Source organism: Psychrobacillus sp. L4 (genome assembly GCF_042944905.1).
GTDB lineage: Bacteria > Bacillota > Bacilli > Bacillales_A > Planococcaceae > Psychrobacillus.
Genome location: NZ_CP168496.1, coordinates 1702794 through 1715780 on the forward strand (window position 1 = coordinate 1702794; position 12987 = coordinate 1715780).

The 12987-nt window shown below is 34.4% G+C and carries 18 protein-coding genes; 15 read left to right on the top strand and 3 right to left on the bottom strand.

Going from position 1 to position 12987, the window contains the following annotated elements:
- Positions 1–5: 5 nt before the first annotated feature.
- The 7 genes from ACEPXG_RS07990 to ACEPXG_RS08020 all read left to right on the top strand — a co-directional run bounded on the left by ACEPXG_RS07990 (position 6) and on the right by ACEPXG_RS08020 (position 4538).
- Complete coding sequence (locus ACEPXG_RS07990; RefSeq protein ID WP_391209145.1) at positions 6–449, top strand: OsmC family protein; 444 nt, start codon at positions 6–8, stop codon at positions 447–449.
- Positions 450–524: 75 nt separating this feature from the next.
- The gene (locus tag ACEPXG_RS07995; RefSeq protein WP_391209839.1) at positions 525–746 is read left to right on the top strand and encodes a hypothetical protein; all 222 of its coding nucleotides are present in this window, start codon (positions 525–527) and stop codon (positions 744–746) included.
- 96 nt (positions 747–842) lie between these two features.
- Positions 843–2372: an amidohydrolase gene (locus ACEPXG_RS08000; RefSeq protein WP_391209148.1), complete on the top strand. Its 1530-nt coding sequence runs from the start codon at positions 843–845 to the stop codon at positions 2370–2372.
- A 60-nt stretch (positions 2373–2432) separates the two neighbouring features.
- Positions 2433–2741, top strand: coding sequence for a DUF4870 domain-containing protein (locus tag ACEPXG_RS08005; RefSeq protein ID WP_391209150.1), 309 nt, complete (start codon positions 2433–2435; stop codon positions 2739–2741).
- A 13-nt stretch (positions 2742–2754) separates the two neighbouring features.
- Positions 2755–3576, top strand: a complete 822-nt coding sequence (gene coaW / locus ACEPXG_RS08010; protein WP_391209152.1) for a type II pantothenate kinase — start codon at positions 2755–2757, stop codon at positions 3574–3576.
- 162 nt (positions 3577–3738) lie between these two features.
- Positions 3739–3939 (top strand): cold-shock protein, encoded by a 201-nt coding sequence (locus ACEPXG_RS08015; protein WP_053589685.1) that lies wholly within the window; start codon positions 3739–3741, stop codon positions 3937–3939.
- Positions 3940–4046: 107 nt separating this feature from the next.
- Positions 4047–4538, top strand: a complete 492-nt coding sequence (locus ACEPXG_RS08020; RefSeq protein ID WP_391209155.1) for an SRPBCC family protein — start codon at positions 4047–4049, stop codon at positions 4536–4538.
- A 299-nt stretch (positions 4539–4837) separates the two neighbouring features.
- Here the strand turns inward: ACEPXG_RS08020 and ACEPXG_RS08025 are convergent, their stop codons facing one another.
- Complete coding sequence (locus tag ACEPXG_RS08025; RefSeq protein WP_391209157.1) at positions 4838–5230, bottom strand: reverse transcriptase-like protein; 393 nt, start codon at positions 5228–5230, stop codon at positions 4838–4840.
- A gap of 124 nt (positions 5231–5354) precedes the next feature.
- Here ACEPXG_RS08025 and ACEPXG_RS08030 point away from each other — a divergent pair, with 124 nt between their 5' ends.
- The gene (locus ACEPXG_RS08030; protein WP_391209160.1) at positions 5355–5537 is read left to right on the top strand and encodes a zinc-finger domain-containing protein; all 183 of its coding nucleotides are present in this window, start codon (positions 5355–5357) and stop codon (positions 5535–5537) included.
- 38 nt (positions 5538–5575) lie between these two features.
- On the opposite strand, the gene ACEPXG_RS08035 is transcribed toward ACEPXG_RS08030, so the two are convergent.
- Complete coding sequence (locus tag ACEPXG_RS08035; RefSeq protein ID WP_391209162.1) at positions 5576–5779, bottom strand: cold-shock protein; 204 nt, start codon at positions 5777–5779, stop codon at positions 5576–5578.
- A 369-nt stretch (positions 5780–6148) separates the two neighbouring features.
- On the opposite strand from ACEPXG_RS08035, the gene ACEPXG_RS08040 reads away from it, so the two are divergent.
- Genes ACEPXG_RS08040 through ACEPXG_RS08050 form a run of 3 tightly spaced genes read left to right on the top strand, consistent with a single transcriptional unit; the run spans position 6149 to position 9794 of the window.
- A complete protein-coding gene (locus tag ACEPXG_RS08040; RefSeq protein ID WP_391209165.1) occupies positions 6149–6784 on the top strand; it encodes an HD domain-containing protein in 636 nt (211 codons plus the stop codon).
- Positions 6781–8661: an ABC-F family ATP-binding cassette domain-containing protein gene (locus ACEPXG_RS08045; RefSeq protein ID WP_391209167.1), complete on the top strand. Its 1881-nt coding sequence runs from the start codon at positions 6781–6783 to the stop codon at positions 8659–8661. The genes ACEPXG_RS08040 and ACEPXG_RS08045 overlap by 4 nt, the downstream gene beginning before the upstream one ends.
- A 20-nt stretch (positions 8662–8681) precedes the next feature.
- Positions 8682–9794 carry a conserved virulence factor C family protein gene (locus ACEPXG_RS08050; RefSeq protein ID WP_391209169.1) on the top strand — a complete coding sequence of 371 codons (1113 nt, stop codon included), beginning with the start codon at positions 8682–8684 and terminating at the stop codon, positions 9792–9794.
- A gap of 123 nt (positions 9795–9917) precedes the next feature.
- On the opposite strand, the gene ACEPXG_RS08055 is transcribed toward ACEPXG_RS08050, so the two are convergent.
- Positions 9918–10799, bottom strand: coding sequence for a LysR family transcriptional regulator (locus ACEPXG_RS08055; RefSeq protein ID WP_391209171.1), 882 nt, complete (start codon positions 10797–10799; stop codon positions 9918–9920).
- Between the two features lie 135 nt (positions 10800–10934).
- On the opposite strand from ACEPXG_RS08055, the gene ACEPXG_RS08060 reads away from it, so the two are divergent.
- From ACEPXG_RS08060 to ACEPXG_RS08075, 4 genes are all read left to right on the top strand, one after another.
- Complete coding sequence (locus ACEPXG_RS08060; RefSeq protein WP_391209173.1) at positions 10935–11696, top strand: alpha/beta hydrolase; 762 nt, start codon at positions 10935–10937, stop codon at positions 11694–11696.
- Between the two features lie 136 nt (positions 11697–11832).
- Positions 11833–12084, top strand: a complete 252-nt coding sequence (locus tag ACEPXG_RS08065; RefSeq protein WP_391209175.1) for a hypothetical protein — start codon at positions 11833–11835, stop codon at positions 12082–12084.
- Between the two features lie 99 nt (positions 12085–12183).
- Positions 12184–12354: a hypothetical protein gene (locus ACEPXG_RS08070; protein ID WP_391209177.1), complete on the top strand. Its 171-nt coding sequence runs from the start codon at positions 12184–12186 to the stop codon at positions 12352–12354.
- Between the two features lie 147 nt (positions 12355–12501).
- Positions 12502–12927 (top strand): hypothetical protein, encoded by a 426-nt coding sequence (locus ACEPXG_RS08075; protein WP_391209179.1) that lies wholly within the window; start codon positions 12502–12504, stop codon positions 12925–12927.
- Positions 12928–12987 lie beyond the last annotated feature (60 nt).

Genomic DNA, 12987 nt, shown 5'->3' on the forward strand with positions numbered 1-12987 from the left:
AAATCATGGCAGAGCATTTTTTTCATTTAAAAGCAAACTGGCCAGGTGATCGAAATGATATAGGGGAAATTCAAATGAAAAATTTGCAAACGCAAATATCAATTCCTCCAGAAATGGACGGTCCAGGTATAGGTACGAACCCAGATGAAATGCTTCTAGGCGCAGCGGCTACTTGCTATATTATTACACTTGCGGCAATGATGGAAAGAAGTAATATTTCAAAAGAATCCTTATATATGGATTCTACTGCAATTGTGGATGTAACAAATGGAGTATTTACTTATAAAAAAATTGTTCATCGCCCTACTATCGTATTGAGAAATGAAAAAGACATGGCGACAATGGAAAAAATTGCTATAAAAGCGGAACAGACATGTATGATTAGTAAAGCTTTAAGAGGGAACGTCGAAATTGCGCTTGAATCAACTATATTGTTAGCAAATGAATAGTTTCGACAAAATTCTGTATAATGTATACTGATAATATTCAAATACTTATGAAATGAGGACATTGCTTTGACTGGTATGATTGCAGTTATACTTATTTTTTCAGTTCCAATAATAAAAGTTATTACTAAACATTTTGAACATAAAGAACAAATAAAAGGACAAAGAGTGAATGCTGAACTGGAACTAGAGAAGTTAAAGTATGAAAACTTTGTGATTGAAACGGAAAAAATGAAGCTACAACTAGAACAAATGAAATTAGAATCACCGGTTGAAGATATTAATAACTTATTAAAATAACCAACCGCTCTGAAAAACGGGCCACTAAAAACTTAAAACTAATATTTATAGTATATATCCACTGAATCTTAACTTCACATAAAAGGATGGAGAAAAATGAAAACACTTTGGACAAACGGTCATATTTTTACAATGCAATCAGAAGGAAACACAGTAGAATCTGTCTTAGTAGAAGATGGAAAAATCATTAAAACTGGCTCTGAAGAAATATTATTACCACTTGCAGAAGAAGTAAAATCATTAAATGGTGCTTCCATGTATCCAGGTTTTGTCGATAGTCATATTCATCTCATTGGTCATGGTGAAAAGTTAGCATATCTTGATTTATCAACGATTAATTCCATTGAAGAAATAGTGGTTAAAGTAGCAGGACTAGTTAAAAAAGGGGAATGGTACGTAGCGGAAGGTTGGAATGATAATAAATTAATAGAGGAAAGACCCATCACTTGTTTTGACCTTGATCATTTGAAAGAGACTCCAATAGTATTAAAGAGAGTATGTAGACATGTATTAGTTGCTAATTCCAAAGCAATGGAGCTCGCAGGAATTACGAAAGATACACCAAATCCAACTGGCGGGATAATTGGTAAAGACAGTGAAGGTAATTTAAATGGATTGTTTTATGATGAAGCACAACAGCTAATTACATCTAAAATACCTCCAACAACTACAGAGTATTTAGTAGAAGTAATTAAAAATAGTGTAGCAGATTTACAATCGAAGGGTTTAACAGGCGTTCACACAGAGGATATGGCATACTATGGACCATATACAGTACCTTTACAGGCATATCGTGAAGTTATAGGTGAAAGTTTTCGTACTCATCTTTTAAGGCATCATGAAGCTTTTGAGAAGATGCAGGGGGAGGAACCGACGGACTTTATTGAATTCGGTGCGATGAAAATATTTATCGATGGATCCTTAGGGGGGCGTACTGCGTTGTTGTCAGAAGACTATTCAGATGATCCAGGAAACAAAGGTGTTGCAGTACATGATCCTGAAAAACTAGAACAATTGGTGCAAACAGCTAGAAAATATAATGAAACGATCGCTGTTCATGTAATTGGAGATTCTGCAGTTGAAATCATAATAGACTTAATAGAGAAATATCCTGTAGTATTTGGAAAAAAGGATAGATTAATTCATGTGAATGTATTACGAGAAGATTTAGTAGAAAGAATGGCGAAATTACCCGTAGTACTGGATCTCCAACCAATTTTTGTGCCTTCCGATTTTCCATGGGTTATCGAAAGGCTGGGGAAAGATCGATTAAACTGGGCATATGCATGGAAATCGTTGATTGATTATGGATTCGAGTGCTCAGGAGGATCTGATTCTCCAGTAGAAATGGCAGACCCACTTGTGGGGATAGATGCCGCAGTGAATAATAAATTCCTTCCTGAGCAGGCACTTACAGTATTCGAAGCGATTTCATTATTTACAACTGGAAGTGCAAAAGCAATCGGAAAAGAAAACGAACGCGGGAAAATTGCTATAGGATTTGATGCGGATTTCACAATAGTGGATAGAGAGTTAAATGCAATGACACTTCTAAAAGCTAATATACTAGAAACGATCGTTGCGGGAGAAACAGTCTACAAGAATAATAATTTAAGAGTAAAGTGAAACGAATGGTGAAATAATGCGTATATATAGTATTAACTTACGGAGAGGAGTATGACATATATGGAAAACACGGGTTTAAAAATCTTAATTCATGCTAGCACATGGTTTGCGCCGTTTTTAGTACCATTTATTATATTTTTGGTAGTAGACGATGACGAAATTAAAAAGCTTTCGATACAAGCAATTTTATTCCAATTGGTTATTGGCGTTTTGATTTTTATTTCTGCCATTTTAATAATTTTCTTAATCGGTATCCCTATGATTATTATTTTTGGTATAATGGCATTTGTTGTTCCGATTATCGGAATAGTTAAAGCGATTACTGGAAGCACATTTAATTATCCAATTGTAGGTTCTTGGATAAGATAAAAGGGGAATTTTTATGGCTACAAAAATCGGTATTGATGCAGGTGGAACGTTAACGAAGATAGCTTATTGGGATGAAAAAATGGAATTACATTTACTTAACTTCCTTTCATCTAATTTTCAAGCAGTAAAGGATTGGATCGATTCTAATCACTCGCTAGCTTCCATTTGCCTTACTGGTGGTCGTGCAGAGCAGTTAAAGAAATATTTGCTTTCACAAAAAGATATTCCATATATTGTGGAGTTCGATGCAACAATGGCGGGAGTCAAGCATCAATTAAAACAACAAAATATTCATTGTGAAAAGGCAATTATTGCAAACATTGGCACAGGGACATCTATTCATCTTATGAATGCCAATTCACATAGCAGGCTTGGTGGAACTGGAATCGGTGGTGGAACGTTTATTGGCCTGGGACAAGTATTAACTGGATTAACGAGTTATGAAGAGTTGATTAACCTATCTAAAATAGGAAATAGATCATCTATAGATATATTAGTCAGTGATATCTATGAAAGCAATAAATTACCGATAAATGGGTCACTTACTGCCAGTAATTTTGGTGGAGTCGCGTTAAAAACGGCTGAAAAAAGAAGTGAAGCAGATTATTTGTCAGGCATACAAGGTATCATTGGTGAGGTGGTAGCTTCATTATGCATCCAAGCAGCTGACGCTTATCATGTAAACAGTATTATCTATATTGGTTCAACATTAGAAAATAACAATTTACTAAAAGAAATAATAAGAAGTTATACACAATTAAAAGATAAAGAACCTGTTTTTTTGGGTAAAAATGGGTATAGTGGTGCGATAGGTGCTTTATTGGAAAGTAATTAAATTTAATCAGCAAAAGGGTTGCATTAATTAAAAACCCATGTTATATTTAAAGAGGATTATTTTTGTTCGGTTAGTTAGTAGGTGGCAACACTTTTACTTAACAGTGTTGAGCAAGGATAGTAACACAATGTATGCACAACTGCATACGAGGAGGAAATACACATGGAACAAGGTAAAGTAAAATGGTTTAACTCAGAAAAAGGATTCGGATTTATCGAACGCGAAGGCGGAGACGATGTATTCGTACATTTCTCAGCTATCCAAAGCGAAGGTTTCAAATCTCTTGACGAAGGTCAAGAAGTAACTTTTGAAATCGAGCAAGGCCAACGTGGTCTTCAAGCTACTAACGTAGTTAAAGCTTAATTTTAAACCTAAACTTTAACAGACTCTCATTCGAGAGTCTGTTTTTTTGTGTTATGATATGTTATATCATTCGGTAGAGTGGTTATGAACAATGAGGGGATGATTACATGAAAAAGTGGAAAAAAGAAATTACCATAAATGCACCAATTGAATACGTGTGGCCGTTTTTTTATGGGGATTTAGAGAAAAAGAAAATGATTTTCCCAAAAGTAATGGATGAAGTATTTACTCAAGAAACAGAACAGTTAGTTGGATCAATCATCAGTCAAACGTATCAAATTGGTTCAGTAACCGAACAATATGAAATTACGATTAAAAAGTATGTAAACGAACAGCATTATAAAATCTTTCAGGAAAGTTTTCTATTGAATAATCGTTTTCGTATGACTATTGACTATGAATTAGAAGCGCAAAATGATACAACTACAAAATTTATATACACATCGATAAATAAACCTAAAAATCCATTACTTGGAATTTTTCAGTTATTTGGTAACGACGAGGTAGTACGACGTTTTATGAACCGAACAAAAGAGACAATCGAATCTGCGTATAAAAATGAAATTCAAACTAATACTAACGAGCTTTTAAAAGAATAGGGAAGTATCTAATCACTCAATAACCAAACCTAATGCACCATATCTCTACACATTCCAAGAGAGCGACGGACAAACAACCGCCACAAGATTACCGAAAAGAGAGGATCTGGAAGTGACGCAGTCACTTCCAGGTCCTCCATAAAAGTCTTCGTTAATAGTGTAGCTAATATTTAGTCCAAAGCACTTGGAAATTGGTAAAGACAAGATGCACTTAAAGGACAGCTCCGTTTTTCTAACTTATTGGCAAGCCCTATATTACAAAGCCAAATTATATGGATTTCTTCAGTGCACAATTTTACTCAAGGTAGTTTTTTTAGCACGGCTTCTCTTGCTAATGCGTGAGCTGCTTTATTTTGCTCATCTGGAATCCATTTAATAAAAAATAAGTCGAATTTATCGATTATTACTAGTATTTTCTCTAAAATAGAAGCGAATTCTGCATTTTTTGCATATCTTTTTTCGACTGCAGCACAAACTATTTGTGAATCAGTCCTTGCCGAAACGATGGAGGTTGTTAATTTTTGTGCTTCTTCTAATCCTCTTAATAATGCGATAAATTCAGTAGTGTGATTAGTGTAACTACCGATAAATTCGCTTATTTTAATATGATGTCCTTCGCCTTTAATGAAGATGCCTATACCACTTGGACCAGGATTACCAGTTGTTGAACCATCAATATATACTTCAAGCATTTTTTATCACCTATTTACAGTTTGTTTTGGTTAGTTCTTTTTTAGTTTGAACTACATGTTGCACACTTGCAAATAAAATATATGATATTGGACAATCTAATTTAATGTAGGGAGGAGAGTTCATATGAAAAATACTCAAATAATCGATGAAATAGATTATTTATTAACTAATTATTGTGAAGGATGTTATATAAAAAGCCTTTTCCGCAAAGAAAAAGGAAAGATAGCAGCACATAACTTTTGTATTCATACTTGTACTGTTGGAGAGGGAATTCGAGAAATAGGAGAAAAACTTTATTGTAAATAAAAAAGTCCCACGACCATTCGTCGCGGGAAGAACTGTTTTTAACTATTTATTAATACGTTTGCAGCTTGAGGTCCGCGGTTACCTTCAACAATGTCGAAAGATACATCTTGTCCTTCTTCCAACGCTCGGAATCCATCTCCTTGAATACCTGTAAAATGGACAAATACGTCTTCTCCATCATTGTATTCGATAAACCCATAGCCTTTTTCATTATTAAACCATTTAACTTTCCCCTGTTGCATAAACGTTCCTCCCTCAATCCACTAAATATTCAAATAATGGATAGTTAAACTATACATTAAATGACAATAATCGTCAATAATATGTCGATTTGAACTTAATATTTAATGCTTTCACTACCCATCAAAAAAATAAAAAGCAAGGTAATAAGTGAAAAGGTTTTAGATTCTTTCTCTATTTAAGTATTACCAAAAATGCAAAATTAAAATCACTTTCCCACCTATTGGACGAAAATGGAATTATTATTGATTTCTTAACACTTTTAGTTGAAGTGGAATGTTATAAAAAGTAGAAAGACTGCTCAATTAGCGGTCTTTTATGTGTTATTGTATATAATGGAGAGAATGAATCCGTTTAAGGAGAAAGATAGTATGAATACATTAGAGCAATGCGAACAATTAGTAAAAGAAGTGTACAAGCATTTTGATGCAAGTCACGACTTTCAACATATTGAGAGAGTGAGAAAGAATGCATTAGAGATATTAGAAACGATCGATAATGCAGATCAAGAAGTTGTAGAGCTTGCTGTTTTACTGCATGATGTAAGTGATCCGAAATATGCCAAAGATCAGTTGAAATCAGAAGAAACACGCATCATTCAACTATTAAAATTACCAGATGAAAAAGTAGCTCATATTAAAGAAGTGATAAAATCCGTTTCTTTTAATGGAGGAAATGAACAACAACCTAAAACAATTGAAGCGGAAGTTGTTCGAGACGCGGATCGATTAGACGCAATAGGAGCAGTTGGAATTGCTCGAACTTTTGCATATGGCGGCACAAGAGGCAGAAAATTATATGATGCAAGTGAAACTCCTCGAGCTAATATGTCAGCAGAAGAATATCGTACAAAAGATACAGCATCCGTCACACACTTCTATGAAAAGCTACTTCTCTTGTCGGCAGGAATGATAACGGAAAAAGGAAAAGAACTTGCAACAGAAAGACATTCGTTTATGGAACTCTTTCTGCAAAACTTACGTAAAGAAACTGGGGAAATGCTATGAGCCATTTAATTATTTCAAACTTAACGAAAACAGTGGGTGAAAAAACACTTTTTCAAAATATATCCTTTACCATTAATAATCAGAATCATGCAGGATTAATAGGTATAAACGGGACTGGGAAATCTACTTTCCTTTCCATTATTGCTGGTCAACTTGAAGCGGATTCGATTGACCGCGATCATCCAAACAAATATCGAATTGCTTATCTAGAACAGCAACCGACTTTTGTTAAGGAAGAGACGGTTCTTCAAGCGGTATTTGGTGGAGATTCGCCAATATTAAAAATAAATCGTGAATATGAAGAAGCATTACTTGCATTAATGGAGGATTCTAACTCAACTGTACTACAAAATAAACTGATGGATTTACAATCACTAATGGACGATTTACAAGCGTGGGACGTAAATGCTCTTGCGAAAACAGCGTTAACAAAATTAGGAATCACGCAATTTGAAGATTCCGTTTTACATTTATCAGGTGGACAACAAAAAAGAGTAGCACTCGCAAAAGTGTTAATTGAACCAGCTGATTTACTACTATTAGATGAACCTACCAATCATTTGGACAAAGAGTCTACAGATTGGTTACAGGAAATGTTACAACGAGTGGAAGGAGCCATTATATTTGTTACGCATGATCGTTACTTCCTAGACGCCGTGGCAACTCATATTTATGAGTTAGCGGATAAAACGTTATATACGCACTCTGGAAACTACGCGGATTATTTAGAGTCGCGGGCAATTCGTGAGGAAATGAATGCATCTTCTCAACAGAAATTACAAAATTTGTATCGAAATGAGTTGAAATGGATTCGTAGAGGGGCAAAAGCTAGATCGACGAAACAGAAAGCTCGAAAAGATCGCTTTGAAGAAATTGGTTCAAAAATAGATCGCGATAATTCTAACCAGAACTTAGAAATGGAACTTATGACGACTCGATTGGGTAAGCAAGTGTTGGAAGGAAAATCTATTTCAAAAGGTTTTGAAACCAAAAAGATAGTAGAAAATTTCAACTTTCTTCTTCAAGCTGGGAATCGAGTTGGAATTGTAGGTCCTAACGGTGTAGGGAAAAGTACTGTTCTAAAAATGTTAGCAGGAGAACTTCCAATGGATTCAGGCGAAATAATAGTTGGATCTACTGTAAAACTCATGCATTTTACTCAACAGCTACCGGAAATGAATGAACAGACGAGAATGATTGAATATGTACGCGAATCATCTAATTTAATCGAAACCGGTTCTGGAGAGAAATTTTCAGCTGCACAAATGCTAGAACGATTTTTGTTTCCATTAAACACACATGGAACACAAATAGGTAAGCTTTCAGGTGGGGAGAAAAAACGTCTAGTATTATTAAAAATGCTTATGGAGCAACCGAATGTTCTCTTACTCGACGAACCAACAAATGATTTAGATATTCAAACATTATCTGTGTTAGAAGATTTCATGGAAACTTTTCCTGGTGTCATTATTACTATTTCCCATGATCGATTTTTCTTAGATCGTATTGCGAAGAAACTTTGGGTATTGAGTGGCGATGGCTCAGTTAAAGAATGGTTGGGTATTTACTCGGATTATTTAGAAGAGAAAAAGATAAATCCTACAAAAATCGATGAAGTAAAATTAGAAGAAGTGCAAGCTAAAACGACTAAAGAGAAGAAAAAACTTACTTATAAAGAGCAACGCGAATGGGAAACAATTGGAGCAGATATTGAGAAAACGGAAATACTAATTGTTGAATTAGAAGAAAGTTTGGCAAAGGCTGGTTCTGATTTTACACTGCTTCAAGAGGGAACTGTAAAATTGGATAATGCAAACAAAAAATATGAGCAACTAATCGAGCGCTGGTCATACCTAGAGGAAATTGTTAATAGTTGATTTTTATGGAGGGGAACTAAATGAAAATAGTTACAATCGAGCCTACGCCGAGTCCGAATACGATGAAAGTTGTGATAGATAAAGAGCTTCCTTTTGGTAAAAGTCATAATTATAAAAAAGATAACTTGGATGGTGCACCAAAGGAAATTCAAGAAATATTTAAAATTGAAGGTATTAAAGGTATTTATCATGTTGCAGATTTTTTTGCAGTGGAGAGAAATGCAAAGTTTTCATGGGAGCCTATTTTAGCCTCAGTTGAAAATGTCTTTGGAGCGGAAAATGAAGAAAATTCACTAGAAAAACCACTGGAGCATTATGGAGAATTATATGTGCATGTCCAACAATATAAAGGAATTCCACTTCAAGTGAAAGTATTTGATAGTGAATCAGAGTCCAGATATGGATTATCTGAGCGTTTTATAAAAGCTTTAGACGTAGCGATGGAAGGCGACAAAGAAAACTATCTATTGCTTCGTAAATGGGTAGATTTTGGTGTTCGTTACGGTGATCAAAAAGAAATTGGAGAACAATTAGTAAAAGAGCTAGAAGCAACATTTCCACAAAGTAAACTGCAACAACTATTAGAGGATAAAGACAATCCATCAGAAGAGAAGTCAGCTGTTCGAGTTCCATTTACCCTAGAACAATTTGAAGTCGGTGAATGGGAACAAAGATTTCAACTTTTAAATAATTTAATTAATCCAGAAAAGGAAGATTTACCGATATTAGCAAAAGCAGTTCAAGATGAACAAGTATCCATTCGTCGATTAGCGACTGTTTACTTAGGGCTAATAGAGGACGAGGCTGTTATCCCTTACTTAGAAACTGCTTTAAAGGATAAAAGCGCTGCAGTTCGTAGGACAGCTGGAGATGCAATGAGTGATTTAGGATATGAGCAATTTGCTGCAGCGATGAAAGTTGCCTTATTTGACAAAAACAAACTTGTTCGCTGGAGAGCAGCGATGTACTTCTATGAAATAGGAACTGTAGAGGATCTATCCGTATTGAAAGAAGCAATGGATGATAAAGAATATGAAGTAAAATTACAAATACGAATGGCCATTGTTAGAATTGAACAAGGCGAAGAAGCAAAGGGATCAGTTTGGAAACAAATGAACGAGGCACGAAAATAAAGAATAGAATATAAACGTAAAAGAAGAAGCTTTTTGTCTAACAAAAAGCTTCTTCTTTTATCACTTTTTTTTGAAAGGCAAGTTGATCTTGTCTGAGTATTTTTTCAAAGAAACAATTTCAGCTTATTTTTGCAGAAAATAAGCTAGTATAAAATGCTGGAATCTTTTAGCAGCAGGGGATAGATAACGATTTTTTCCAATAGCCATACCAATGACACGTTCGCATGTCATATCATTTATGCGTAATTTTATCATCTTGTTTGCATTTAACTCCCCGCCATCAGGTAGAATAGAAAAACCTAATCCTGCTGCGACAAAGCCTGCTACCGTTGCTACTTCATCTCCTTCAAAAGAAATATTAGGTTGTATTCCTAATTTCTCGAAAATTTCGTCCGTTGTGTTACGAAGTGCATATCCTTTTTTCATTGAAACAAAGGACTCATTTGCTATTTCTTTTAATGAAATACTCTTTCGATTAGAAAGGGGATGATTAATTGGAACAATCACATACAACTCATCACGCCATAATTCTGTCCATTCAATTTGCGTTTCATTGTCCAAAGATGCGAGCAAGCAAAGATCCAATTCACCTGATTTTAATTGTTTTAATTGCGTATGTGTATGATTTTGTTTAAGTTGAAACCTTATATGTGGATACTCTTGATGAAATGCTCGAATTATGTTTGGAACAGAGCTAGTGCCGAGCGTGTGCAAAAAGCCAAGTGACACCTCCCCTTGCTCTGGATTAGTTAATTGCAATATTTCTTCCAATCCCTCATCTAGTTCCCTCATAATTCGGTTCACTCGATGGAGAAACATTTCCCCGTATCGATTTAACACAATCGATCGTCCTTGTCTATCAAATAGTGGTACCCCAATTTCTTCCTCTAACCCTGCTATAGAACGACTTAAAGCAGGTTGTGAAATAGACAGCATTTCCGCTGCACGTGTCATATGTTGAACCTTTGCTACCGTTTGGAAATATTCTAGACGTTGCCACTCCACTTTCTAACCCCCTAAACTCTATTGATGCATTTTTTGCATCATAATGATAAGAATAATAGATTATACATTATTGATTGTCAATGATAGTATTAGCTCATTATAGTAAAGCTTTAACTAAATAAAGGGGATATACAGATGAAATTAGTGGCACCTAAATCTTTTACGTTCGAAGGCGGAAATCGAGCTGTATTATTACTGCATGGTTTTACAGGAAGTACGAAAGATGTTAAAAGATTAGGAGAATATTTGCAAAAAAGAGGCTACACATGTCATGCACCAATGTATAAAGGGCATGGGGGAACCCCTGAAGAATTATTACAAACGACTCCAACTGACTGGTGGCAGGATGTTGTTAAAGGATATCATTATTTACAAGACCTTGGTTATGAAGAAATTGCGGTAGCTGGGATATCATTAGGTGGTGTGTTTTCCTTAAAAATAGCAGAAGAATTTCCAGTAAAAGCAGTTGTATCGATGTGTGCTCCAGTTAAAAGGAATAGCACGGAAGGTTTATTCGATCGATTATATAACTACGCAAAAATTTATAAATCTTTTGAGGGAAAATCAAAAGAAGTAATTATAGAAGAACTTGAAGTACTTAAATCCTTACCGAGAAATTCTTTTAATAGTGTTCAATCAATAACTGAAAATACATGTCACGATTTACATACTATTACATCACCAACCCTCGTGCTTCAGGGAGCATTAGACGATGTAATTTATCAAGAAAGTGCATCGTTTATTCTGGATCAAGTAGAAACAAATGAAAAAGAAATCATTTGGTATAAAGAGTCTGGTCATATAATTACGACGGGGAAAGAAAAAGATAAAGTATGTGAAGATGTATTTACATTTTTAAATGAAATAGAGTGGTCAGATACTACTTTGCAAATTTAATAGAAACCTTGTCTTCGGTAGAAGCACTTTTAACAAGTGCTTCTACCGAAGATTTTTTTGTCTATATAGATAAAAATGAGTAAATTATTGAAAACTAGTGAATAATAAAAAGACTTTAGAGAGAAGAGGGAGTTACATGCATAAAGAAGTGACAAATCAAGAACAAAAAATAAAGGAAGAACTTCATATAACTTATTATTTTACTATAGTTTTCACTATATTAGGAACTTTGTTTATTCATTATGTGTTGAGTATTAAAATGGAGCAAATAAGTATATTTTCAATTTTACTTTCATTGACAGCAGGCGGAATACCTTTTGGAGTTATTGGTGCATTTATTGACTATAAAATTTCTGAATACAGGAGAAAGTATAGTAAAATCGCTTAATTATAGTATTCAGAACTGATATTTTTCTTTTGTTTAAACTAATAGTGAACAATATGCAACAGGAGAATATAATAAATATGTGGAGAGGTGGGTGGAAAAATGAATCAAGAATTAATTAATCAAGAATTATTAAATGAAGAAAGAGCTAGATTGATTGGTAATCTTTTTTCGTTAGGGGGTTCCATTTTATTTTTAATCGGTACGATTGTTGCAACAATGGTAACTTATCGTGCAATAAACAGATTGCAGTCACAGGTCGAGTTAATATAAAATGGTGTAAATGAACTATTGAGCACCTAGAATGGTGCTTTTTTCTTTTATTTGGTTGAAATAGAGAACAGAGGTATTGCATATCATTTCAAGTTAGGTTTACAATGTATTATTCTTAGTATTAAATCCTGTAGAGGAGGAATTTAGATGAGGTTTATTAAAGTGCTTTTTGGTTTAGTCGTTGTTATTGCTTTAATTGGACTTGCAGCGTATTATTCTGTGCCCAAACTAGTTGCGGATCAGGTAATGGAAAAGGTAGCGGTAGAACTTCAAAATAGCGGTCAGCTGGAAAGTATTAAAAAAGAAATCAATAGTGATCCTCAATTACAGGCGTTTATTGAAGAAGGAAAAAATGTAGATAATAGTAAACTACCTTTTCAAACGAAAGAAGAAGCAACGAGGCTACTGATAAAAAAGTTTAAAATAAGTGACTTAAAAGAATTTCAAGCAAAAGCCCAAAGTGGTATAACTGAGAAAGATAAACAAGAAATTTTTAATAAGCTTGAAAATAATTTGACGGCAGAAGAAATGTTAGCGTTGAAGGTTTTAGCGTATAAGGAACTTTCTAAGTAAATTATATTTTGTGACGTGTATTAAATCTGGTGGGTTGTCCTACAATATCTGCTGAAAATG